Origin of the sequence: Pusillimonas sp. (assembly GCF_035515275.1) — a bacterium.
In the GTDB taxonomy this organism is placed as follows: domain Bacteria; phylum Pseudomonadota; class Gammaproteobacteria; order Burkholderiales; family Burkholderiaceae_B; genus Pusillimonas.
Genome location: NZ_DATJBQ010000112.1, coordinates 11139 through 35173, shown reverse-complemented (window position 1 = coordinate 35173; position 24035 = coordinate 11139). Strand labels below are relative to the sequence as shown.

The following is a 24035-nucleotide window of genomic DNA, read 5'->3' as shown; positions in this document are numbered from 1 at the left end:
TCCGCTCTGCGCCGGTGGGCGGGTATCAGCCCGAACAGCTCGCCGTGCTCAACGACCTGATTCAAGTGTTGTGGCTGGCAACGGCGCAACTGAAAGTACGCTTTGCCCAACAAAAAGAAGTCGATTTCGTCGAAATTTCGCAGAGCGCGCTGCACGCGCTGGGCCATGCCGACCACCCCTCTGAGCTATTGCTCAAGCTGGACGCTTCCATACGACACCTGTTGGTTGACGAGTTTCAAGATACCAGTCAGTCGCAAATACGGCTACTGACCTCGCTGACCGCCGGCTGGGAGCCCGACGACGGGCGAACGGTATTTCTGGTGGGCGACCCCATGCAGTCGGTCTACCGTTTCCGCAAGGCCGAAGTCGGTCTTTTCCTCAGCGTGCGTGACCACGGCCTTGGCCAGATTCCGCTCAACTCGTTGCAACTGACCGACAACTTCCGCTCCCAGGCCAATATCGTCAACTGGGTAAACAGCATGTTCGGGCCGCTGTTTCCCAAAGTGGCCGACCCCGGTATGGGGGCGATTCCCTATACGGCGTCCGAGCCTTATCATGCGGCCGTGCCGGAAGTGGGTGTCGAACTTCACCCGGTTTGGGTGCACGCCTCGCTCGACTCAGGCTCGGCCGTTCGTACCGCCGAGGCGATTGCCGTGAGTCTGGCGCGTGACGCCCTCAGTCGTCATGCCGAAAGCGATCATCCGGTCGCCATATTGGTGCGCGCGCGGGGCCATCTCGAAGGGGTCGTACGCAGGCTGTCTTCCCAGGGCATACCGTGTCGCGCGGTCGAGCTCTCTCCGTTGAAGTCGCGGCCTGCGGTCAACGATGCTGTGCAATTGGCCAGGGCCTTGTCACATCCCGCCGACCGCCTGGCCTGGCTCTCGGTCTTGCGTTCTCCGTTGTGCGGGCTCACCTTGAACAGCTTGCACGAGCTGTTCGGAGCCGACCACTACGCCGGCCCGCGCGACATATTAAAAAACTGGTTGCGCGAACCAGACGCAGCGCTAAGCCATGACGAGGCAATTCGCTTGCGTCACGCTTGTGCGGTGTTGCTCGACGAAAGCAACGCGTCGGGCGTCGTGCCGTTTGCCGCCTGGCTGCAGCAGTGCTGGGAACGCCTGGGCGGACCTGCTGTTTATTTTGCTGCGTCCGACCGCACTGACGTCGAGAGCCTGTTTCGGCTGGTAGAAAAGCTGGCACCGTATGGTGGGCTCGATCCGGCCGACCTCGAAGCGCGGCTCGACCAGCTGTACGCCGCGCCCGAAGGCGCAGGCCGGGCCGTCGAGGTCATGACCATCCACAAATCCAAAGGCTTGCAGTTCGAGTCCGTCATTCTGATGGGGATGCATCGCAGGCCTCGAGCTGACACGCAACCCTTGCTTCGCCTCGAACACAGCGAAGAGCGGCTGCTGCTGGGTCCTATAAAGCATCGCAGTTCTGACACGGCCGACCCGGTATCGGTATACCTGGCAGAACGCGAAAAAGAGCGCGCAGCGTACGAGGCGGATCGCTTGTTGTATGTGGCGGTCACGCGCGCCTGCCAAGAGCTGCACCTGGTGGGCGAAGTTGCGCTTGACGACGACGGTGCCGTCAAGGCCCCTAACGGTTCGAGCTTGCTCGGGCGCTTGTGGCCGCATCTGAAGCATCCCGAGCCGCCTCCGCTGGACGAACTGCTGGCAGGCGAGCCTGCACTCGAAGGAAGGCATGCAGTGCCGCCGCTTTGGCGCATGCAGGTTCAAAGCCTGCCCGATCATGGGTCGGATCCACAACCGTCCGTGCCGGCGTCACCGTGGCAATGGGCGCCCGACACCACTCATGAAGCGGCGGTCGGTACGGTGGCGCACGCCTGGCTTGAACGTTTGGGACGCGACGGCATCACTAGCTGGACAGTCGAGCGCCTCAGGCAAAGCACGCCGATACTGCGCAAGCAATTGGGCAGGGCTGGTTTGCCGGCTGCGTCGCTGGACGACGCTGCGGCGGTGGTGTGCGACACCTTGTGCGCCACGATATCCAGCCGGCGAGGTCAATGGCTGTTGGGGGCGGCAAGAGCCTACCGCGAATGGTCGCTAATTGATGCAACGGGGCGGGTCTCGGTCATTGACCTGGCCATTTCCGACGAAGAAGGGTGGTTGGTGGTTGACTACAAAACGGGCACGCCCTGGCAAGATGAAAGCCAAGAGGCATTCGCCGCTCGCATGCGTCAGCGCCATGGCGCCCAGCTGCAGCGCTATTGCGACCAGGTTCGAGCACTCGACGGGAGGCCGGCCCGTGCTGCTTTGTACTTCCCCAGGGCCGATATTTGGCTGGAATGCTGAAACCGATATGCAAGTCCTGTTAAACTCTTACGTGGCGGGCCCCTTCGCATGGTCCGGCGGCAAATCTGGTCAGGTCGGGAACGAAGCAGCCATAGTCGCTAAGGATCAGTGCCGAAGCCAGGCTCGCCACTTTGTTTTCGGCGCTTGCCCGTCCGTACCGCAAGTTGGGAGCAATCCGGTACACTTTTCTTTTGTCTTCCGATCGCCTTCTGGTTTGGGTCTTCTTGCATGACATATCTGGTGCTGGCGCGCAAATGGCGGCCGCGTTCATTTGACACTCTGGTCGGCCAAGATCATGTGGTCCGGGCGCTTACCCACGCCCTTAGCACTCAACGTCTGCACCATGCCTGGCTGTTTACGGGCACCCGCGGGGTTGGCAAGACCACGCTTTCGCGTATTTTGGCCAAATCGCTTAATTGCGAAACCGGCATTACCGCCACGCCTTGCGGCGCCTGCCGCGCCTGCACCGAAATCGACGCAGGGCGGTTTGTTGATTATGTCGAGCTCGACGCCGCCTCCAATCGTGGTGTCGACGAAATGACCCAGTTGCTTGAGCAGGCCGTATACGCGCCTGGTTCGGGCCGCTTCAAGGTCTACATGATCGACGAAGTCCATATGCTTACCGGGCATGCGTTCAACGCCATGCTCAAAACGCTGGAAGAGCCTCCCCCCCACGTCAAGTTCATTCTGGCAACCACCGACCCTCAAAAAATCCCGGTCACCGTCTTGTCTCGTTGCTTGCAGTTCAATCTCAAGCAAATGACATCCGAGGCCATCGTCGAGCATCTGCAAACGGTGCTTGCTCAAGAAGACGTTGAATTCCAGATTCCGGCATTGCGGCTTATTGCACAAGCGGCTTCGGGCTCGATGCGCGATGCGCTTTCGCTAACCGACCAGGCAATTGCCTACAGCGCGGGCAACCTTACGGCTGAAGCCATGCAAGGCATGCTGGGCACCATTGACCAGCGCTATTTGGCGCGCTTGTTGCGCGCCCTGGCGGCAGGTAGTGGTGCCGACGTGCTGCATGTGGCCGACGAGCTCGCCACGCGGGGGCTGTCGTATTCGGGTGCGCTGGCTGATCTGGCCATTTTGTTGTCGCGTGTCGCGATTCAGCAGCGTATTCCCGGCGCCATTGCGGCCGACGAGCCCATGTTCGACGAGATCGCCGAGCTTGCAGGGCTGATGCACTCTGATCTGGTTCAGTTGTTTTATTCGGTTGCGGTGCATAGCCGCAACGAATTGTCGCTGGCCCCCGATGAGTACGCCGGCTTTGTCATGGCCTGCTTGCGCATGCTGGCGCTTGCGCCACAAGCCGAACCTGTCGACCCTCTGGACGGCGGCAGCTCGCCCAGCGGCCAGCGTCCGGCCGCCGGCGACCCGGCGCCCGCGCCAAGCCTTGCCACGGCATCACCTGCTTCGACACAGGCCATCAGTGCGTCGGCCCAGCCCGTTGCCGGGGCGTTGTCCTCTGTATCGTCAGTACAGTCGTTGCCCGTCCAGGCCCCGACCGCTTCAGCACCGGCGGCGCCGCGTGAAGCCGTCGCTGTCCACTCGTTCGACGAACAACAGGCAGACAGCGTAGACCCTCACGACATCCCAGCCTGGGAAGACATCCCCCCCGCCGTTGAAGCCGGCCCTCCCGGTGTTGATGCCGGCCATCCAAATTTTGATGCTGGTGATCCCAGCGTTGATCCCGGTCATCCCGATGTTGATGCCGGTGATCTCGGCGTTGATGTGGGTCAATACGAGTCGTTTGTGCCTGACGACTCCGAGTACGACGCCTATGGGCAGTACCAGTCGCTCGATGAAGACATTCCGGCCGATGTCGATGCCGCCAATATGGTGGCAGTAAACACGCCGGTATTTGCGTCAGAACGCCCAAAACTTCGCTCGCCCAAGCTTAGCCGCATGGACGGCAAGGCCTGGCCTGCATTGGCCGCTCAGCTTCCGGTTACCGGCCTGGCCGCCGAGCTGGCGCGGCAAAGCGAGTGGCTGGGAACCGAGGGCGATCAGATCCGCTTGCGCGTCGCTGTGCGCACCCTGGCGGCCACGGCCGGCAAGGCGCGTTTGTGCACGGTGCTTTCCGAGCATTTCGGAACGGTCGTGCAGCTTGACGTCGAGTTTGGTGCAACCGGTGAAGAAACCGCTCATGCAGTAGCACAGGCAGAGCGGGCGGCGCGACAAAAGCAGGCTGAGCACGATGTTCAGGCCGACCCGTTTGTTCAGGCGCTTATCCAAGAGTTTGGAGCCAAGGTCATACCGGGCTCGGTTCGGGCCGTTTTCAACGATCGGGCAGCCTAGCCCGATCATTAAAACTAAACTGGGGCGGGTTCTCCCTTTAGACCACCTTAAATTTATTCAGGAAAGACACTTATGATGAAAGGACAGCTTGCCGGCCTGATGCGCCAGGCGCAGCAAATGCAGGAAAACATGAAGAAGGCGCAAGAGGCGCTTGCCGACATCGTCGTCGAAGGCGCCTCGGGCGGCGGCCTGGTCAAGATCACCATGACCTGCCGCAACGACGTAAAACGCGTCGAAATCGACCCGACGCTTCTGGAAGAAGACAAGGACATGCTCGAAGATCTGCTTGCTGCCGCGGTCAACGACGCATTGCGCAAGGCCGAAGCCACGTCTCAGGAAAAAATGTCTTCGGTAACCGCCGGCATGCCTTTGCCTCCGGGAATGAAGCTGCCGTTTTAATCGATGTCGTCAACGCTGCCCGAGCCCGAACCGCTTACGGCGCTTATTGAAGCGTTGCGTCGTTTGCCGGGGGTGGGCGTGCGCACGGCACGCCGAATGGCCTATCACCTGCTGCAGCACGATTTGGTGGGGGCCGAGCGCCTGGCACTGGCCCTGGGCAATGCAGTGCGAGATCTGCGCCATTGTCAGCGCTGTAACGGTTTTTCCGACGAACCGATATGTGCAGTGTGCTCGAACCCGAAGCGTGACGCCTCGATTCTATGCGTGGTTGAAACGCCTGCCGATCAGAACATGATCGAGTCCAGCCATGGCTATAAGGGCTTGTATTACGTGCTGATGGGGCGGCTTGCGCCGCTCGAGGGGGTAGGGCCGGCCGAGCTGCACTTCGACCGCCTGCTCGAGCGCGCCAGCGACGGTGAGGTTCGCGAGGTGATCCTGGCCACCAACTTTACGGCCGAGGGCGAAACTACGGCGCATTATCTGTCCGAGCTGTTCCGCTCGCGCGGGCTGACCGTTACGCGACTGGCACGGGGGGTTCCGGCGGGCAGTGAGCTTGAATATGTGGATGCAGGAACCATCGCCTGGGCCTTGATGGAACGGCGAGGCTCTTGATTTTTTAGTTCGGTTGTGAGTTGTGTGATGTGTTTTTGCGTTCTAAAACGGCGCGAGGCGGGGTGGGGTATTTGGGCGCCGGCAGCTGCGGCCGGCTGCGCCGGCGCCCAAATACCCCACCTCCCCCCACGCCTCGAATAGAGTTGGTCGAGGCATTACTTTGCCGGAGCCCCTGGGTGTGGGGCATGCCTGCTTCGCGCGTTGGCGCGAGAGCCAGGCGCCTGCGAAGGTAGCGCGAAGGCGCGGACGAGCAGGACAGGCGGGCCGAAGGCCGAGTGCCTCCGCGCGAAGCAGGCATGCCCCGCGACCAGGGGCGGCTCAAGAACCAGCAATGCTTTTTAAATACTAAGCCGTAGCGTTATTAAGCACCAGCACAAACCCGCTCAATCAGCGCATCAAGCTTCTCGGCATCCGCCGCAAAAACACGAATGCCTTCAGCAAGCTTGTCGCCCGCCATCGCATCCATGGTCAGCGACGTACGGAAATAAACCTCGTTCATTTCAATGCGCTCAGGCGGATTCTGCACCGCCGTTTGCGGGTCGAGCTGACGCGTAAGAGGTTCAGTGCTGGCAGCCAGTTCGCCCAGCAGCTCGGGGCTGATGGTAAGCAGATCGCAGCCGGCCAACGCGCGGATCTGGCCTATGTTTCGGAAGCTCGCGCCCATGATTTCGGTGGGAATGCCGTGCGACTTATAGTAGCGATAGATATTGCTTACCGACCGAACACCCGGGTCGTTGGCGCCTGAATTGGCCGCTTCATTCCATTCGGTGCCTGCCGCTTTTTTATACCAGTCGTAAATACGGCCAACGAACGGTGAAATAAGCCGAACCCTGGCTTGGGCGCAGGCGACAGCCTGGGTTAGCGAAAACAGCAGGGTCAGGTTGCACGAAATGCCTTCGGCCTGCAGCACCTTGGCCGCCTGGATGCCTTCCCAGGTGGAAGCGATTTTGATCAGCACCCGCTCGAGGGAAATGCCGGCCAGGCGGTAAAGCTCGATGATCTGGCGGGCGCGCACGATGGTGGCTTGAGTGTCGAACGACAATCTGGCGTCGACTTCGGTTGAAACCCGCCCCGGCACGATATTGAGTATTTCGCGGCCGAAAGCCACCAGCAGGCGGTCGACCAGTTCTTGCAACGGCGCGCCGGGGTGGTCGGCAACAATACGCTCAAGCAGCGGCCGGTATGCGTCTTTTTGTACGGCCTTGAGTATCAGCGACGGGTTGGTGGTGGCGTCGGTGGGGCGGTGCGCCCGCACGGCCTCGAAATCGCCTGTATCGGCGACCACCGTGGTGTACTGACGTAGGGCTTCAAGTTGATTGGGCATGGCTTCGAACAGTCTTTTAGCGTTTGGCATCACTATAGTATAGGTGTAAAGCCTGATGGTCGACCGGGGGTTTTCGCATCTCAAGGTATAATTTGAAGGTTTACTTACTGACTTTATAACCGGGGTTTAGCGTTGCTGCCGTCATTACTTCCAGAGGGGACAGAATCCACCCCTCCCGCAATCCTGGCCTTGGCAGACGGTACCATCTTCAAGGGCGTCTCTATCGGCGCAGATGGGCACACTGTCGCCGAGGTCGTCTTCAACACATCCATGACGGGCTATCAAGAGATCCTCACCGATCCAAGTTATAGCGGTCAAATCGTCACGCTTACCTATCCACATATCGGCAACACAGGCATCAACGGCGAAGACGTCGAGTCTGCGCGTGTTCATGCGGCGGGGTTGGTGGTGCGCGATTGTTCTCTGCGGGTGTCGAGTTTCCGGGCCACCATGTCGCTGCCGGCCTATCTGAAGCAGCAGGGCGTTGTCGCTATTTCCGGCGTAGATACCCGCAAGCTTACGCGTATCTTGCGCGACAGCGGCGCCCAGGGTGCTTGCATCATGGTGGGCGACGATGCCGATAAAGCAGTCGAGCTGGCGCGCGGGTTTCCGGGCATGGCCGGGCAAGATCTGGCGCGTACGGTTTCCACCAAAAGTGTCGAGTCATGGAGCCAGGGCACCTGGAAGCTTGGCTCGGGCTACGCCCAAATTGGTTCGGGCGGGCATCATGTTGTCGCTTACGATTTCGGCATCAAGTCGAATATTCTGCGCTTGCTGGCCGATCGCGGCTGCCGCATCACGGTAGTGCCGGCCCAAACGCCGGTTGACGATGTTCTGGCCCTTGACCCCGATGGCATTTTCTTGTCGAACGGCCCAGGCGACCCCGAGCCTTGCGACTACGCCATTGAAACGGCGCGGGCCGCAATCGGAGCCAAGATTCCGCTGTTCGGCATTTGCCTGGGGCAGCAGATTATCGGCTTGGCGGTAGGTGCCAAAACCACCAAAATGAAGGCCGGCCACCATGGGGCCAATCATCCGGTGCACGAGCTTGCAACCGGCCGCGTATTTATAACCAGTCAGAATCACGGCTTTAACGTCGACGGCGAAACTCTGCCGCCCAACGCCCGCATTACGCACGTGTCGTTGTTTGACGGCACCCTGCAGGGGTTTGAGCTTACCGACGCCCCTGTTTTTTGCTTTCAGGGCCACCCCGAGGCCAGCCCCGGCCCGCATGACATTGTCGTGCTCTTCGATAAATTCATCAGCCTCATGGCCCAAAAGAAGTAATTCAGCACTATGCCAAAGCGTACAGACATAAAAAGCATTCTTATCATCGGCGCAGGTCCGATCGTCATCGGTCAGGCCTGCGAGTTCGATTATTCCGGCGCTCAGGCGTGCAAGGCCCTGAAGGCCGAGGGTTATCGTACGGTGTTGGTCAATAGCAATCCGGCCACCATCATGACCGACCCTGAAACGGCCGACGTTACTTATATCGAACCCATTACCTGGCAGGTCGTCGAGAAAATCATCGAGCGTGAAAAGCCCGATGCGCTGTTGCCCACCATGGGCGGTCAAACGGCACTTAATTGTGCGCTTGATCTTGAACGTCACGGCGTGCTTAAAAAGCACGGCGTCGAGATGATCGGCGCCAACGCTGCCGCCATCGACAAGGCCGAGGACCGGCTCAAGTTCAAAGATGCCATGACCAAAATCGGCCTCGAGTCCGCCAAGTCGGGTGTTGCACACAGCATGGACGAAGCCTGGGCAGTGCAAAAAAACATTGCTCAAGAAAGCGGGTCGGCGGGCTTTCCTGTGGTCATTCGTCCCAGCTTTACCTTTGGCGGCTCCGGCGGCGGCATCGCCTACAACCAGGAAGAGTTCGAAGTCATCTGCCGTCGGGGGCTTGAAGCCTCGCCCACGAACGAGCTGCTTATTGAAGAGTCGCTGCTGGGCTGGAAAGAATACGAAATGGAAGTCGTGCGCGACTGCGTCGACAACTGCATTATTGTCTGTTCCATTGAAAATCTCGACCCCATGGGCGTGCACACCGGCGACTCCATTACCGTGGCGCCGGCCCAGACGCTGACCGACAAAGAGTATCAGGTCATGCGTAACGCCTCTATTGCGGTGCTGCGCGAAATCGGCGTAGACACGGGTGGTTCGAACGTGCAGTTTGCGGTCAACCCGGCCAATGGCCGCATGATCGTCATCGAAATGAATCCGCGCGTATCGCGTTCTTCTGCTTTGGCGTCCAAGGCCACCGGCTTTCCCATTGCCAAGGTGGCGGCGCGCCTGGCGGTGGGCTATACGCTTGACGAGCTAAAAAACGAAATTACCGGCGGCGCCACACCAGCGTCGTTCGAGCCGACCATCGACTACGTGGTTACCAAGGTGCCGCGCTTTGCATTCGAAAAATTCCCCCAGGCCGACTCGCGCCTGACGACTCAAATGAAGTCGGTCGGCGAGGTCATGGCCATAGGTCGTACTTTTCAAGAGTCTTTCCAAAAGGCCTTGCGCGGCCTCGAGGTGGGTGTTGACGGGCTCAATCAGAAAACGACTGACCGCGAGAAGCTGCAGGTCGAGCTTGGCGAACCGGGTCCCGAGCGCATTTGGTACGTAGGCGATGCATTCGCGCAGGGCTTTAGCCTTGACGAAGTTCATGGCCTGACTCATATCGACCCCTGGTTTCTGGCGCAGATCAAAGAAATCGTCGATATCGAACTGGCCCTCGAACAGAAAACCCTGGCCGACCTTGATCGCGACACGGTCTGGCAACTCAAGCGCCGCGGGTTTTCCGACCGGCGCCTGGCTTTTTTGCTTGATACGTCTGAATCCGAGTTTCGCAAGCTGCGTCATCAGTTCGGCGTTCGGCCGGTCTACAAGCGGGTCGACACCTGCGCGGCTGAATTCCCCACGAAAACCGCCTATATGTACTCTACATACGAAGACGAGTGCGAGGCGGCGCCTACCGATCGCAAGAAGATCGTGGTGCTGGGCGGTGGGCCCAACCGCATCGGGCAAGGCATCGAGTTCGACTACTGTTGCGTGCACGCAGCGCTGGCACTCAGCGAAGATGGTTTTGAAACCATCATGATCAACTGCAACCCCGAAACCGTTTCCACCGACTACGACACCTCCGACCGTCTTTACTTCGAGCCGCTTACCCTCGAAGACGTGCTGGAAATCGTTCATAAAGAAAACCCGGCCGGCATGATCGTGCAATACGGCGGGCAAACCCCGCTTAAGCTGGCGCGCGCCCTCGAAGCCAACGGCGTGCCCATTATCGGCACCAGCCCCGAGTCCATCGACGTGGCCGAAGACCGCGAGCGCTTCCAGAAGCTGTTGAACAAGCTGGGTTTGCGCCAGCCGCCCAACCGCACCGCACGCACCGAAGGCGAGGCCCTGGCACATGCGGCGGAGATCGGCTACCCCCTGGTGGTGCGCCCCAGCTATGTGCTGGGCGGCCGTGCCATGGAGATCGTGCACGAGCAGCAAGACCTCGAGCGCTACATGCGCGAGGCCGTCAAGGTCAGCAACGACTCGCCCGTGCTTCTGGACCACTTCCTTAACAACGCCACTGAAGTCGACGTTGACTGCATCGCCGACGGCGAGGTCGTGTTTATTGGTGGGGTCATGGAGCATATCGAGCAGGCGGGTGTGCACTCGGGCGATTCGGCATGCAGCCTGCCGCCGTATTCGCTGTCGGCCGAAACCGTTGCCGAGGTCGAGCGTCAAACCGCCTTGATGGCCCGGGCGCTGAACGTCAAGGGCCTGATGAACGTGCAGTTCGCCATTCAGAACGGCGACGTCTACGTGCTCGAGGTCAACCCCCGCGCATCGCGTACCGTGCCGTTCGTGTCCAAGGCCACGGGCCTGCAATTGGCCAAGATCGCCGCGCGGGCCATGGCCGGCAGCTCCCTCGAGTCGCAAGGTGTCACCAAGCAGATCGTGCCTTCGTATTTCTCGGTCAAAGAGGCCGTCTTCCCCTTCGTCAAGTTTCCGGGGGTCGACACCATTCTGGGGCCCGAAATGAAATCCACGGGCGAAGTCATGGGCGTTGGCGAAAGCTTCGGTGAGGCCTTCGTCAAGTCGCAGTTGGCTGCCGGCGTGGTGCTGCCCGAGTCGGGCGTGGCCTTTATCAGCGTGCGTGACCAAGACAAGCCACGGGCCGTTGAAGTGGCTCGCGGCCTCATCGCATTGGGCTTCAAGGTTGTGGCCACGCGCGGCACTGCAGCCGCCATTGAGGCGGCCGGTCTTGCGGTTCAGGTGGTCAACAAGGTCACCGAAAGTCGGCCGCATATTGTCGACATGATCAAGAACCAGGAAATCTCCCTGGTGATCAACACGGTCGAAGAGCGTCGTAACGCCATCGCCGATTCGCGCATGATACGCACCAATGCGCTGCAGGCCCGCCTTACGTTCTTCACGACCATTGCAGGTGCGCGTGCTGCGGTCGAAGGCTTGCAGTATTTAAGGCAGGGCGGCGGCCTGAAGGTGTATTCCTTACAAGAGTTGCACAAGACCTTGCACTAAGCCCGCAAGCGCCGGCCGGGCACCGTTGGCAAGAGCTCGGGGCCGGCCAGGCAAATATCTGCAAGAACATACCGGCTCCTGGGTGCAGTGCCCGCTCAGGGGCCGGTTTGTTCTTGCGCACTGCGTCATGCAGCGCGTACACTCTTGCCCCAGCATTCGACTCAAAACCGACAAACACAATAAGGCATAGAAATGTCGCAATCTTATTTCCCCCGCTGGAAACCCGTATTGGACCGATCCGAGAAAATGGTGGTTCAGCCCGACGAGTATTTGCCGTTGCCGCAGAGCATCGCCATGGGCGCGCAGCACGTCGTAGCCATGTTCGGCTCTACGATTCTGGCGCCGTTGCTCATGGGTTTTGACCCCAACGTCGCTATCCTGATGTCGGGCATTGGCACCTTGATTTTCTTTCTTTTCGTGGGCGGCAGGGTGCCCAGCTACCTGGGCTCGAGTTTCGCGTTCATCGGAGGTATTGTGGCAGTGACCGGTTACGCCGGTGCCGGTCCCAATGCCAATATTGGCGTGGCGCTGGGCGCCGTCATTGCCTGCGGCTTTGCGTACACGCTGATCGGCTTGCTGGTGTGGTGGATCAATGCGCGGTCAGGAGACGGCGCGCAATGGATAGACCGGCTGATGCCGCCAGTGGTCACGGGGTCCATCGTGGCTGTTATCGGCCTGAACCTGGCACCTATCGCGGCCAAGGGGGCCATGGGTGGCGGCACTTTCGAATCGCTGATGGCGCTTCTGACCATTCTTTGCGTGGGCGGCGTCGGCGTGTACACGCGCGGCATGATGCAGCGCCTGCTTATTCTGGTCGGCCTGTTGCTGTCCTGCGTCATATACGGAGTGCTTGCGAACGGTCTGGGCCTGGGTACGCCTATGGATTTCGGCGGCGTCGCGGCGGCCGCCTGGGTAGGCTTGCCCAGTTTCTCCAGCCCTGCCTTCGACCTGCAGGCCATTGGTATCATCGCGCCCGTAGCCATTATTTTGGTAGCCGAAAACCTGGGCCACATCAAGGCGGTCAGCGCCATGACGGGCCGCAACCTGGATATCTACCTGGGCCGCGCATTTGTCGGTGACGGCGTCGCCACGATGGTTTCCGGTGCGGTGGGCGGCACAGGCGTCACCACCTATGCCGAGAACATCGGCGTCATGACGGTGACCCGTATTTACTCGTCGCTGGTATTCGTCATTGCTGCATTCATTGCCATTGCCCTGGGTTTTTCGCCCAAGTTTGGTGCGCTTATACAGCTTATTCCCGGGCCGGTGCTGGGCGGTATGTCGGTGGTCGTGTTCGGCCTTATTGCGGTGGCCGGGGCCCGTATCTGGGTGGCCAACCAGGTCGACTTCAGCAACAACCGCAATCTGATCGTCGCCGCCGTAACGCTTGTGCTGGGGGCAGGCAATTTCTCGATCGCCTTTGGTTCGTTCAGGCTTGACGGCATCGGAACCGCTACTTTTGGCGCGATTATTCTGCACGCCCTGTTGCAAGGGCGGAAGTTTCCCGGATCGGGGGCTGCCGGTACCCGCGTGTAAGCCTACTTTTAGGCATCGCTGCCTGGGTAAGTAGTGGTAACCCCTTGTTCGCAAGATCGTGCAAGGGCTTGCAATTTGCCCCAACTTTGTCGACAATAACTCTATGGAACCCCGGTTCGTGGCGAATCGGGGTTTTGCATTAAGCTAATACTAACTAGTTGTTTTCAGGTAATAATCAGCTTAAAAAGCCAACATTCTCGTTAGTCGTACGGGTCTTTCCGTCGATACTCATCGCCGGTACGTTCATTTCAAGGCGCTCCCCCATCGCGGAGCGTCTTTTACTTTAATTTCAGGATCACCATGGCTGCCATACCATTGACAGCAAGCGGCGCCGAACGCTTGCAAAAAGAATTGCATCGCTTGAAAACCGTCGAGCGCCCCGAGGTCATCAATGCCATCGCCGAGGCTCGTGCACAGGGCGACCTTTCTGAAAACGCCGAATACGAAGCCGCGCGCGAACGTCAAGCGTTTGTCGAGGGCCGTATACAAGAGCTCGAAAGCACTTTGTCGAACGCTCAGGTCATTGACCCCACCACGCTCGACGTCGAAGGCACAGCAGTGTTCGGCGCCACGGTTCAAATCGAAGATCTCGAATCCGGCGAGCGCCTGACTTATCAAATCGTAGGCGATGCCGAAGCCGACATCCGCTCTAATCGTATCTCCATTTCAAGTCCCGTTGCCCGTGCCCTTATCGGCAAGTCTGAAGGCGACGTCGTCGAGGTGCGCGCACCGGCGGGCATTCGTGAATACGAAGTAGTCGGAATCAGCTACGTCTGACGCTGCACCTTGCCCCCGCAAAGGCGTTCGCGCGAGTTTTCCGCGGGCGTGTAAAATGGTCGGTTGATTGCAAGTACGCAGCTTACGCCATGCCAAGGCCAAAAAAAGCCCACACATCAGCGTGTTGGGCTTTATTGTTTTGGCTTGTTAACGCTGGACGTTAACGTTTGCGCGAACCGGTGCCGCCTGCGTTGCGACGCGCACCGGCACGCAGGGTTAGGGCACTGCCCGAACGACGCGGTATTCCATGGGCCGGCGCTTGTGATTGCGCGCTGCGGGCAGGGCGTTTTGCAGGGGCGGCTTCGCGCACCGGCTTGCCGGCGCCTTTTGTGCTTTTGGTTTTACGAGCAGCGGTTGTGCCCGAGGCGGCCTGTTTTTTAGAAATATATGCCTCAGACGGCTTGCGCAACGCCCGGGTGGCATTACGTGCCTGTTCTTCGGCCAGCGCTTTTTCGGCGTCGGGCCGGTACAGGATCAGTGTTTTGCCCAAATGATGCACAGGCGCACAAGAAAGCGTTTCGCAGATGGTTTCGAGCGTGGATTCTCGGTCGGCGCGCTCTTGGCCACTGACCCTGACTTTAATCAGTTCGTGTGCGTTTAGGTTTTGATCGATTTCTTTAAGTACGGCCTGTGTCAGGCCCTTATCGCCGATAAGGACAACCGGGTGCAGCGGGTGGGCGGCGGCGCGGAGCGCGCTGCGCTCTTGGGATGTAATGTCTAGTTTGGGCATAGTGAGATTGTACGGGAATGGCCAAGAAAAAATTCTCAAAAAACTGGGTTCACCAGCATATCAATGACCCATATGTGAAGATGGCGCAACAAAAGGGGTATCGGGCCCGCGCGGCGTTCAAGCTGCTCGAGATCCTTGACACCGAAAAGTTGCTTAAAAAGGGTGATCTGGTGGTTGATCTGGGATCGGCCCCAGGCAGTTGGTCGCAGGTTGCACGAGAGCGTCTGGCGGGGCCCGGCGGAGCCGTGCAAGGTCGCATTATCGCCGTCGACATGCTTCCCATGGAGGCGATCGCGGGTGTGGAGTTCATTCAGGGCGATTTCCGCGAAGATACTGTGCTAAAACAGTTGAAACAAATTGTTGGCGAATCACAGGTTGATCTTGTGATTTCCGACATGGCCCCCAACTTATCCGGTGTAGCTTCGGCCGACTCTGCACGCATACAGCATGTCTGCGAATTGGCACTTGATTTTTCCTTGCAGCACCTGCAGCCCGAGGGCACGCTTATTGTCAAGGCGTTTCATGGCAGTGGGTTTTCGCAAATCGTCGAACTTTTCAAACAGCATTTTCGCCGGGTGGTCGAACGTAAACCCAAGGCCTCACGCGGAAAATCGTCTGAAACATTTTTAGTTGCCCAGGGGCTCAAGCACCGGGAAAATCGAAACGATGTTCGTTCTGTCGGGTTAGAATGAACCATTCAGTATCTGATCACTGCCAATCACGCGGGGCGGTGCGGTAGATGCAGTAATACGTAGGAGGTTGGCTTTGAACAACTCGTTTTCCAAGGTTGCCATATGGATGGTGATCGCACTGGTCCTTTTTACTGTTTTCAAGCAGTTTGACGGTCGCGTCGCATCCACCGAAACGGTAACTTACACGCAATTCATGTCTGACGCTCAGGCGGGCAAAATTACCAAGGTCGACATTCAGGGCGACACGCTTTATGTTACGCCCGACTCCGGCCGACCCTATAGCCTTACTTCGCCCGGTGATCTCTGGATGGTTCCCGAGCTGGTCAAGGCGGGCGTCGAGGTTTCCGGCAAGGCCCGCGAAGAACCTTCCTTCCTGACCAGCCTGTTCATTTCGTGGTTCCCGATGCTGCTGCTGATCGGCGTCTGGATCTTCTTCATGCGCCAGATGCAGGGCGGGGGCAAGGGCGGGGCGTTCAGTTTCGGCAAGTCGCGCGCCCGCATGATGGACGAAAACACCAACAACGTTACTTTTTCTGACGTTGCCGGTTGCGACGAAGCCAAAGAAGACGTCACCGAGCTGGTCGAATTCCTGCGCGATCCCACCAAGTTCCAGCGGCTGGGCGGTCGTATCCCGCGCGGTGTGCTGCTTGTCGGCCCTCCGGGAACGGGTAAAACCTTGCTGGCCAAAGCCATCGCGGGCGAAGCCAAGGTGCCCTTCTTCAGTATTTCAGGCTCCGACTTTGTCGAGATGTTCGTGGGTGTGGGTGCAGCGCGCGTGCGCGACATGTTCGAGAACGCCAAGAAGCAGGCCCCTTGCATCATCTTCATCGACGAAATCGACGCCGTCGGCCGTCAGCGCGGCGCCGGTCTGGGCGGCGGCAACGACGAACGCGAACAAACCCTCAACCAGTTGCTGGTCGAGATGGACGGTTTTGAAACCGGCCAGGGAGTGCTCGTTATTGCAGCCACCAACCGTCCCGACGTCCTCGACCCGGCGCTGTTGCGTCCCGGCCGCTTCGATCGTCAGGTGGTGGTTTCGCTGCCCGACATCCGCGGTCGAGAGCAGATCCTTAAAGTGCACATGCGCAAAGTGCCTTTGGCTCCTAACGTCGACCCGCTTATTCTGGCTCGCGGCACGCCCGGCTTTTCGGGTGCCGATCTGGCCAACCTGGTCAATGAGGCCGCGTTGTTTGCCGCGCGTCGTAACGGACGCACGGTCGACATGAGCGACTTTGAAAAAGCCAAAGACAAGATCATTATGGGTGCCGAGCGTCGTACGCTGGTCATGCCCGAAGAAGAACGTCGCAACACGGCCTACCACGAGTCTGGTCACGCCTTGGTGGCTCGCAGCCTGCCTAAAACCGACCCTGTGCACAAGGTCACCATTATTCCGCGTGGTCGGGCGTTGGGCGTAACCATGCAGTTGCCCGAGGGCGACCGCTACAGCATGGACAAAGAACGGCTGCTCAACATGATCGCAGTGCTGTTCGGCGGACGTATCGCCGAAGAGGTCTTCATGAACCAGATGACCACTGGTGCATCGAACGACTTCGAGCGTGCCACGGCCATTGCTCGCGACATCGTCACGCGCTACGGTATGACCGACTCTTTGGGGCCGGTGGTATATGCCGAAAACGAAGGCGAGGTCTTTTTGGGGCGCAGCGTTACCAAAACCACCCACGTTTCTGAATCGACCATGCAAAAGGTCGACCAAGAGATCCGCAAGATCATCGACGAGCAATACTCGGTGGCGCGCAACATCATCGAAGGCAACCGCGAAAAGATGGAAGCCATGGCCGCCGCCTTGCTCGAGTGGGAAACCATCGACGCCGACCAGATCGAAGACATCATGGAAGGCCGTCCACCCCGGCCGCCCAAAGATTTCGACGCACCCGAGAAGCCCGATGGCAATACGCCTTCGGCAGGGGTGTCATCGGTGGGTGACAGCAGCAGCGCTGCAACGACCCCGGTCTAAGGCTTTCGTCATACTTTCATGGGCGTAACACTGCTCTGTGGGCGCTTCGAGTTTTCTCTCGAGCGCCCCTTGGTTATGGGGATACTCAACGTTACCCCCGACTCGTTCTCCGACGGCTCCCGGCACCTTGAAACCGACGCCGCCATTGCCCACGGGCGCAAGCTGGTCAGCGAGGGAGCCGACCTGATCGATATCGGCGCCGAATCCACGCGACCGGGCGCAACGCCGGTAGACCTGCAAGAAGAACTCGGCCGGCTGCTGCCTGTTATTGAAGGCTTGCGAGACTGCGGTGCGGCGATTTCGGTTGACACCTTCAAGCCAGAGGTCATGCGCGGCGTGCTCGATGCCGGCGCCGACATGATCAACGACATCTACGGCTTTCGCCGGCCGGGCGCGCTTGATGCCGTGGCCCAGTCATCTTGCGGGCTGTGCGTCATGCACATGCAAGGCGAGCCGCGCACCATGCAACAAGCCCCAGAGTACGACGACGTGGTCACCGAGGTGCGCGGGTTCTTGCGTGAACGAGTCCAGGCCTTGTGCATGCGTGGCGTGCACCCCCAGCGCGTCTTGCTGGATCCGGGCTTTGGCTTCGGAAAAACAGCCCGCCACAATTACGAGCTGCTGAATCGCCTTCGCGAAGTTTTTTTTGAAGACTACCCCTTGCTGGTTGCCTTGTCACGCAAGTCAATGATTGGTCACGTGGTCGGCCGCGAGCCCGATCAGCGTGTGGGCGGCAGTATTGCTGGTGCCCTGGCGGGTATAGCCCGCGGTGCCGCCATGGTGCGTGTGCACGATGTGGCACAAACAGTAGATGCCATTAAGGTATGGAGCGCCGTAGAAAATGGAGTTAGCGCATGAGTCAACGTAAGTATTTCGGCACCGACGGGGTGCGCGGAGAAGTGGGCGGGCCTACCATCAATGCAGAGTTTGCCTTGCGCCTGGGATATGCAGCGGGCCGCGTGCTGGCCGGCCAGCCCAACCCCGTTCGCGGGCGCCCGGCAGTGGTCATCGGCAAAGACACCCGTATTTCGGGTTATATGCTTGAATCAGCCCTAGAGGCCGGCCTGTCGGCCGCCGGGGTAGATGTCTTGCTTGCCGGCCCCGTGCCCACGCCGGCAGTGGCCTATCTTACGCGGGCCCTGCGCCTTACCGCCGGGGTCGTCATTAGCGCCTCGCACAATCCTTATCAAGACAACGGCATCAAGTTTTTCTCGGCGCAGGGCATGAAGCTGCCCGACGAGGTCGAGGAACAGATCGAGGCCGTTATTGATCAGCCGCTGGGCTGCGCAAGCTCCGAGGCGCTGGGCCGTGCACGACGCATCGACGATGCCTCCGGTCGCTACATTGAGTTTTGCAAAAGCACATTCCCCAACGAGCTTGATCTTTCCGGTATGAAGATCGTGGTCGATGCGGCCCATGGTGCCGCCTACCAAATTGCGCCACACGTTTTTCGCGAGTTGGGCGCCGAAGTATTCGCCATAGGTTGCCAGCCCGATGGGTTCAATATCAACGAAGGGGTAGGCGCGTTGCACCCCGAAGCTTTGGTGGCCGAGGTCAAGGCGCGAGGTGCTCATGTGGGCATCGCACTTGACGGTGACGCCGACCGGCTGCAAATGGTCGATGAGAACGGGCGTCTGTACAACGGTGACGAGCTTTTGTATGCCATTGTTCGCGACCGGCTTACGCAGGGCGAGGTAGCGGGCGTCGTCGGAACCCTCATGACCAACTTCGGTTTCGAGAAACGCATGAAGGCCATGGGCATCGGCTTTGACCGGGCCAAGGTCGGCGACCGCTATGTATTGGAAAGCATGTTGCAAAAGGGTTGGCTGTACGGCGGCGAAAATTCGGGGCACTTGTTGTGCCTTGATTGCCACACGACGGGCGATGGCATTATTGCCGCCCTTCAGGTGCTGACTGCCATGCGCCGCAGCGGCCAAGGCCTGGCCTCTGCCGTAGGCGACCTAAAAATGTACCCGCAAGAAATGGTCAATGTGCCCCTGCAGCCGGGCACACCATGGGAAACCCACGCTGGTTTGCAACAGGCACGCCAGCGCGTCGAACGCGAGCTTAACGGGCGCGGGCGTGTATTGATTCGCGCTTCGGGCACCGAGCCCAAGCTGCGACTTATGGTCGAGGCCGAGAATGAGCAGCTTGCCAAGCAAGGGGTAAGCGAATTGGTTGCAGTCGACTTAACAAAGCGGTAACGTAGGCATCAAATACTTGAAACATTATGCGGCCATAATGGCAGAATGTTTGTGGAGCGAAATCTATGTTAGAGCTTGCGCGAGTCAACGGCGAACCTGAAGTCGGCGTCACCTGGTCTGAACAAACCTCTGGGGGTTTGGTACTTGGTCTGGCCCGTACCAATGAAGAACTCGAGGCTATTCAGCGTCTGCGTTACGACGTGTTCACCAAAGAAATGAACGCCGTGTTTCCCGATGCAGTCGACGGACTCGACTCCGATCGCTTCGACCCATGGTGTGAGCACTTCATGGTCACCGAGGCTGGTTCGGGGCGTGTGGTGGGCACTTATCGGCTGCTGACCCCCGCCAATGCCATCAAGGCGGGCGGTTATTATTCCGAATCCGAGTTCGACATTTCTTCGCTCGACGGCATCCGTTCGTCGCTGGCCGAAGTAGGGCGCTCGTGCATTCATGCCGACTATCGCCAGGGTTCGGTCATCATGTTGCTGTGGTCGGGCATTGCCGCCCTGATGCAGCAGGGCGGTTTCCAGTATGTCCTGGGTTGCGCCAGCGTCAGCCTGCGCGACGATGGTGTTACGGCCGCCGAAGTATGGCGCAGTGCCCAAAAAAGTATGGCCACCCCCGCAGGGCAGGCAACGCCCAGGGTCGTGCCCCGCCATCGCTATCCGGTCGAGCGCCTTGACAGCGAGCTTCCCGCGCGTGTGCCTCCGCTGATCAAAGGCTATCTGAAACTGGGCGCCACCATCTGCGGCGAACCCGCCTGGGATCCCGACTTCAATACTGCCGATTTTCCGGTGCTGCTTGATCTGGCGCGGGTCGAGCCCAGGTATCGCAAACACTTCGGGCTCGAATAACAACAATAAACGGGGGCCGGCGCACCGCGGACCCTCGTTTATTGTTCGATCAGCCTGAAGCTGAAATCAGTCTTGTTCCATTCATACGCCTCGCGCTGAAGCGAGTAGGCCGACAAGGCATGCGTAGCCAGCCACGATTGGGCCACTTTGGCTTTTATTGCGTTGTCCTTGATCTCAACCGACAGCGGTAACGAGTCAAGGTCTTCGCGACGACGACAAAGCAGGGTGGCCAGCCTCAGGCAAAGCAGCGCTTGCCATTGCTCTGACGTAGCCGGGTAACCGTTTTTCTTGAGCTTGCCTTGCTGGCCAAGAACCAACCAGGCAAGCAGCGTCTGGTCGTCATTCGAGAAACCGGGCATGTCGGCATGCTGCAAAATATAAGCACTATGCCGGTTGAAGTTTGCCTGGGTGATAGACAGCCCTACTTCGTGCAGGCTGGCAGCCCAGCCCAAAGCCTGTCTCGTTTCGTCTGTCTCGTCGCCTGTGTTGCCCAGCTGGTCGAAAAGACGCAGGGCAATATCGCGCACGCGTTCAGCCTGTTTGACATCGATAAGGTAGCGCTTCTGGTAAAGCGTGGCGGTTTCGTCACGCTTGTCGTGGTCAGAGTCGCGACCCAGCAGGTCGTATAGCACACCCACCCGCAATGCACCTTCGCCAGGCAGCATGTATTCGATCTTCAGTTCCTGGAAGGCGGCCATCATGATGGCCAGCCCGCCCGGCAGCACCGGCGCGCGTGTGGCCTTGATGCCGGGCAAATTTTGCATGATCACCTTGCCGTCCTTGATGAGTTTGGCCCGAAGCTTGTCCATGCCGTCAAGGGTTATGCCTTTTTGCGACATGCCTGTTTCGGCCAGAATGGCCAGCAGCCCCTTGGCTGTGCCCGAAGAGCCATAGGCTTGCTTCCAGCCGGCTTTCCGGTAGCGGCGGGCGATTCCCTGTAGTTCTCCTCGGGCCGCCAGCATTGCCTGTTCCATTCGCTGCGCGGTAATGCGTCCGTCAGGAAAATACTTGCGACTGAAGCTGACACAGCCCATGCTTAGCGAGGCCAGATGCAGCGGTTCGTGCCCCCGGCCCAGAATGGCTTCGGTTGACCCCCCCCCAATGTCGATGACCAGGCGTCTGTCGGTAGAGGGTGCCAACTCGTTTGCCACGCCCGAATAAATCAAGCGCGCCTCTTCGGTGCCCGAAATGACCTCGATAGGAAAACCCAGCGCAGCCTCGGCCCTAGGCAGAATGTCGGCCACGTTTCGTGCAACTCGAAAGGTGTTGGTGGCCACGGCGCGTACCCGGTTGGGATGAAAGCCTTCGAGGCGTTCGCCGTAGCGTTGAAGTACGGCCAGCGCCCGGTTAACCGCCGAGGCGCTGAGATTTTGATGAGCGTCTAGGCCGGCGGCCAGCTGCACCGACTCTTTGAGCCTGTCGACGGCGTAGATCTGTGCTTTGCCGTTGTTTTGCTCGACGCGTCCGATAGAAAGCCTGAAGCTGTTCGAGCCGAGATCGACGGCCGCAAGTAGATAATCCATGATGCTCTGTGTAAACCCGGTTCCTCTGATTATAAAGAGGAATCCTGCGGTCAAGCCGGAATGGGGCCAATTTGGACTGCTTGCGGACGAACTGGCGGGCTGTCATGATATAGAGCAAAAACCGCAGCAGAACCAGTAACAGAATCAGGAACCCGTACATGTCGTCCGACTATTCCCTTGTCACGCCCAAATTGCTTAATCGCGAACTGTCCTTGCTGAAGTTCAACGAAAGGGTGCTGGCCATGGCCGAGTATTCCGACACCCCTTTGCTCGAGCGCTTGCGCTATCTATGTATCGTCAGTTCCAACCTCGACGAATTCTTCGAAATTCGCGTCTCCAGCCTGAAAGAACAGCTTGCCCAAAATGCCTATTTGCCAGGCGAAGACGGCTACACGCCTGCCGAAGCCTTTGAGCGGGTGCAAGAGGCCATGCACGCCCTGATCGAGCGGCAGCACTACCTGTTGAACGAAGAGGTTCTGCCGCTGATGGCACTCGAGGGCATTGTCATCCTTGACCCTGAAGACTGGGACGAAACCCAGCGCGCCTGGGCGCGGGTTACCTTCCTGCGCGACGTCATGCCCATGCTGACACCCATCGGGCTCGACCCGGCCCACCCGTTTCCGCGCGTGTACAACAAAAGCCTTAATTTCATTGTTGCGCTGTCGGGCATCGACGCGTTCGGCCGTCGGGCGTCCATCGCCATTGTGCAGGCCCCGCGGGCGTTGCCGCGCGTCATGCCGGTGCCTTCCGACATATCGGGGGTCGACCACGGCTACATCATGCTCAGCTCGCTGATCAGCGAGTTCGTCGGCGAACTGTTTCCCGGGCTCGAGCTTAAAGGCTGCTATCAATGGAGGGTCACGCGCAACAGCGACCTGTTCGTCGACGAAGAAGAAATCACCAATCTGCGGCTGGCGTTGCAGGGCGAGCTTTCACAGCGTAATTTCGGTGCGGCGGTTCGGCTTGAGATCGACCACGAAATGCCGGAGCACCTTGAGCGTTATTTGCAAAAAGAATTTTCGCTTCAGCCTCATGACACCTACAGGGTCGACGGCCCGGTCAACCTTTCAAGGCTGTCGAAACTGTGCAACATCGACCGCCCCGACTTGCTGTTCGCCGAGTATCGGCCGCGTGTGCCTGCGCCGTTCGACATGGCCGGCGACGAACCCGAAGCTTTTTTCGGCGCAATTGCCGAATGCGATCACTTGCTGCACCACCCATATCAATCGTTCGAGCCCGTGCTGGCCTTTTTGTCTGCTGCGGCGCGCGACCCAGCGGTCGTGGCCATTAAACAAACCATTTATCGTACGGGCGAAGACTCCGAGCTAATGAGTTTGCTGCTGGCCGCCGCCCAGGCGGGTAAAGAGGTTACCGTCATTGTCGAGCTCATGGCCCGTTTCGATGAACAAACCAATATCGGTTGGGCGGCCAAGCTAGAAGAAGTGGGGGCGCACGTCAGTTATGGCGTAGTGGGGCACAAGACCCACGCAAAAATGGCGCTGGTGCTACGCCGCGAACGCGGACGAATTCGCCGATACGGTCATTTGGGCACCGGCAACTATCATTCAAGCACTGCAAGGCAATATACCGATTTCGGCTTGCTTACGGCTGATCCAGCCATTTGCGCCGACATGGACAAGGTGTTTTCTTTACTGACCGGGCTGGGCGAAAAGCCCAGGCTCAAGGCCTTGCTGCAAGCCCCGTTTACCTTGCATGACACCATGGTAGCGCTTATTCGGGCCGAAGCCGAGGCTGCGGCGGCCGGCAAAAAAGCCCGCATCATGGCCAAAATGAACTCATTGCTCGAGCCCATCGTCATCGAAGAGCTCTACAAGGCCAGCCAGGCGGGGGTGCGGGTCGACCTTGTCGTGCGAGGCGCGTGCGCCTTGCGAGCAGGGGTGCCGGGCTTGTCCTCGAATATACGGGTGCGGTCCGTTGTAGGCCGCTTTCTCGAGCATTCGCGGGTTTTTTATTTTTACGCCAACGGCGAAGAAAAAACGTATTTGTCCTCGGCAGACTGGATGGATCGCAATTTTTTCCGCCGGGTCGAGCTGGGGGTTCCGGTTAACGATCCCGCATTGAAAAAACGTGTAATAAAAGAGGCCTTTTTATTTGCTTTGCGAGATAATCAATTGGCCTGGCGCGCGCTGCCCAGTGGTGATTATGTAAAGGTTCGGGCCAGGGGCAAACCCTTCAACATACAGAAAGAGCTGATGGAATAAGCCTGGTGGCCGCTTGTAACGCGCACATTCCGAATACA

Annotated in this window: 17 protein-coding genes and 1 other RNA gene; 15 read left to right on the top strand and 3 right to left on the bottom strand. The window is 59.2% G+C overall.

Translation table 11 applies throughout. The features are described from left to right. The 5 genes from VL003_RS08480 to recR form a co-directional block, all read left to right on the top strand. Positions 1 to 2315, top strand: a 2315-nt coding sequence (locus VL003_RS08480) for a UvrD-helicase domain-containing protein (protein ID WP_325441493.1), incomplete at its 5' end; no start/stop codon positions are given. A 33-nt stretch (positions 2316 to 2348) separates the two neighbouring features. After that, positions 2349 to 2446, top strand: an RNA gene (gene ffs, locus VL003_RS08475) — signal recognition particle sRNA small type. A gap of 97 nt (positions 2447 to 2543) precedes the next feature. Next, a complete protein-coding gene (gene dnaX / locus VL003_RS08470) occupies positions 2544 to 4616 on the top strand; it encodes a DNA polymerase III subunit gamma/tau (RefSeq protein ID WP_325441491.1) in 2073 nt (690 codons plus the stop codon). 72 nt (positions 4617 to 4688) lie between these two features. Beyond that, on the top strand, positions 4689 to 5015 hold the full coding sequence (locus VL003_RS08465) for a YbaB/EbfC family nucleoid-associated protein (RefSeq protein WP_325441489.1): 327 nt from the start codon (positions 4689 to 4691) through the stop codon (positions 5013 to 5015). Between the two features lie 3 nt (positions 5016 to 5018). After that, a complete protein-coding gene (gene recR, locus VL003_RS08460) occupies positions 5019 to 5627 on the top strand; it encodes a recombination mediator RecR (RefSeq protein WP_325441487.1) in 609 nt (202 codons plus the stop codon). 361 nt (positions 5628 to 5988) lie between these two features. On the opposite strand, the gene tal is transcribed toward recR, so the two are convergent. Continuing rightward, a complete protein-coding gene (gene tal / locus VL003_RS08455) occupies positions 5989 to 6951 on the bottom strand; it encodes a transaldolase (RefSeq protein ID WP_325441485.1) in 963 nt (320 codons plus the stop codon). A 132-nt stretch (positions 6952 to 7083) separates the two neighbouring features. Here tal and carA point away from each other — a divergent pair, with 132 nt between their 5' ends. From carA to greA, 4 genes are all read left to right on the top strand, one after another. Further along, on the top strand, positions 7084 to 8238 hold the full coding sequence (gene carA, locus VL003_RS08450; protein ID WP_414708265.1) for a glutamine-hydrolyzing carbamoyl-phosphate synthase small subunit: 1155 nt from the start codon (positions 7084 to 7086) through the stop codon (positions 8236 to 8238). Between the two features lie 9 nt (positions 8239 to 8247). Beyond that, positions 8248 to 11484 carry a carbamoyl-phosphate synthase large subunit gene (gene carB / locus VL003_RS08445; RefSeq protein ID WP_325441481.1) on the top strand — a complete coding sequence of 1079 codons (3237 nt, stop codon included), beginning with the start codon at positions 8248 to 8250 and terminating at the stop codon, positions 11482 to 11484. A 192-nt stretch (positions 11485 to 11676) separates the two neighbouring features. Continuing rightward, entirely contained in the window at positions 11677 to 13020 is a 1344-nt protein-coding gene (locus tag VL003_RS08440) for a solute carrier family 23 protein (RefSeq protein ID WP_325441479.1), read from the top strand. A 300-nt stretch (positions 13021 to 13320) separates the two neighbouring features. Beyond that, on the top strand, positions 13321 to 13797 hold the full coding sequence (gene greA / locus VL003_RS08435) for a transcription elongation factor GreA (protein ID WP_325441477.1): 477 nt from the start codon (positions 13321 to 13323) through the stop codon (positions 13795 to 13797). A gap of 160 nt (positions 13798 to 13957) precedes the next feature. On the opposite strand, the gene VL003_RS08430 is transcribed toward greA, so the two are convergent. Continuing rightward, positions 13958 to 14527: a YhbY family RNA-binding protein gene (locus VL003_RS08430; RefSeq protein ID WP_325441476.1), complete on the bottom strand. Its 570-nt coding sequence runs from the start codon at positions 14525 to 14527 to the stop codon at positions 13958 to 13960. A gap of 17 nt (positions 14528 to 14544) precedes the next feature. Here VL003_RS08430 and VL003_RS08425 point away from each other — a divergent pair, with 17 nt between their 5' ends. From VL003_RS08425 to VL003_RS08405, 5 genes are all read left to right on the top strand, one after another. Next, positions 14545 to 15219, top strand: coding sequence for an RlmE family RNA methyltransferase (locus VL003_RS08425; RefSeq protein ID WP_325441474.1), 675 nt, complete (start codon positions 14545 to 14547; stop codon positions 15217 to 15219). Positions 15220 to 15292: 73 nt separating this feature from the next. Next, positions 15293 to 17194, top strand: a complete 1902-nt coding sequence (ftsH, locus tag VL003_RS08420; RefSeq protein ID WP_325441473.1) for an ATP-dependent zinc metalloprotease FtsH — start codon at positions 15293 to 15295, stop codon at positions 17192 to 17194. A gap of 18 nt (positions 17195 to 17212) precedes the next feature. Continuing rightward, entirely contained in the window at positions 17213 to 18052 is an 840-nt protein-coding gene (folP, locus tag VL003_RS08415) for a dihydropteroate synthase (RefSeq protein ID WP_325441471.1), read from the top strand. Further along, complete coding sequence (gene glmM, locus VL003_RS08410) at positions 18049 to 19398, top strand: phosphoglucosamine mutase (protein ID WP_325441470.1); 1350 nt, start codon at positions 18049 to 18051, stop codon at positions 19396 to 19398. The genes folP and glmM overlap by 4 nt, the downstream gene beginning before the upstream one ends. A gap of 65 nt (positions 19399 to 19463) precedes the next feature. Continuing rightward, the gene (locus tag VL003_RS08405; protein WP_325441468.1) at positions 19464 to 20252 is read left to right on the top strand and encodes a GNAT family N-acetyltransferase; all 789 of its coding nucleotides are present in this window, start codon (positions 19464 to 19466) and stop codon (positions 20250 to 20252) included. Positions 20253 to 20290: 38 nt separating this feature from the next. On the opposite strand, the gene VL003_RS08400 is transcribed toward VL003_RS08405, so the two are convergent. Then, on the bottom strand, positions 20291 to 21775 hold the full coding sequence (locus VL003_RS08400; RefSeq protein ID WP_325441467.1) for a Ppx/GppA phosphatase family protein: 1485 nt from the start codon (positions 21773 to 21775) through the stop codon (positions 20291 to 20293). A 158-nt stretch (positions 21776 to 21933) separates the two neighbouring features. On the opposite strand from VL003_RS08400, the gene ppk1 reads away from it, so the two are divergent. Further along, positions 21934 to 23997: a polyphosphate kinase 1 gene (gene ppk1 / locus VL003_RS08395; protein WP_325441465.1), complete on the top strand. Its 2064-nt coding sequence runs from the start codon at positions 21934 to 21936 to the stop codon at positions 23995 to 23997. Positions 23998 to 24035: the final 38 nt, after the last annotated feature.

Coding starts and splice junctions, on each gene's coding strand:
- dnaX (WP_325441491.1), top strand. CDS start 2,544: ATGACATATCTGGTGCTGGCGCGCAAATGGCGGCCGCGTTCATTTGAC.
- VL003_RS08465 (WP_325441489.1), top strand. CDS start 4,689: ATGATGAAAGGACAGCTTGCCGGCCTGATGCGCCAGGCGCAGCAAATG.
- recR (WP_325441487.1), top strand. CDS start 5,019: ATGTCGTCAACGCTGCCCGAGCCCGAACCGCTTACGGCGCTTATTGAA.
- tal (WP_325441485.1), bottom strand. CDS start 6,951: ATGCCCAATCAACTTGAAGCCCTACGTCAGTACACCACGGTGGTCGCC.
- carB (WP_325441481.1), top strand. CDS start 8,248: ATGCCAAAGCGTACAGACATAAAAAGCATTCTTATCATCGGCGCAGGT.
- VL003_RS08440 (WP_325441479.1), top strand. CDS start 11,677: ATGTCGCAATCTTATTTCCCCCGCTGGAAACCCGTATTGGACCGATCC.
- greA (WP_325441477.1), top strand. CDS start 13,321: ATGGCTGCCATACCATTGACAGCAAGCGGCGCCGAACGCTTGCAAAAA.
- VL003_RS08430 (WP_325441476.1), bottom strand. CDS start 14,527: ATGCCCAAACTAGACATTACATCCCAAGAGCGCAGCGCGCTCCGCGCC.
- VL003_RS08425 (WP_325441474.1), top strand. CDS start 14,545: ATGGCCAAGAAAAAATTCTCAAAAAACTGGGTTCACCAGCATATCAAT.
- folP (WP_325441471.1), top strand. CDS start 17,213: ATGGGCGTAACACTGCTCTGTGGGCGCTTCGAGTTTTCTCTCGAGCGC.
- glmM (WP_325441470.1), top strand. CDS start 18,049: ATGAGTCAACGTAAGTATTTCGGCACCGACGGGGTGCGCGGAGAAGTG.
- VL003_RS08405 (WP_325441468.1), top strand. CDS start 19,464: ATGTTAGAGCTTGCGCGAGTCAACGGCGAACCTGAAGTCGGCGTCACC.
- VL003_RS08400 (WP_325441467.1), bottom strand. CDS start 21,775: ATGGATTATCTACTTGCGGCCGTCGATCTCGGCTCGAACAGCTTCAGG.
- ppk1 (WP_325441465.1), top strand. CDS start 21,934: ATGTCGTCCGACTATTCCCTTGTCACGCCCAAATTGCTTAATCGCGAA.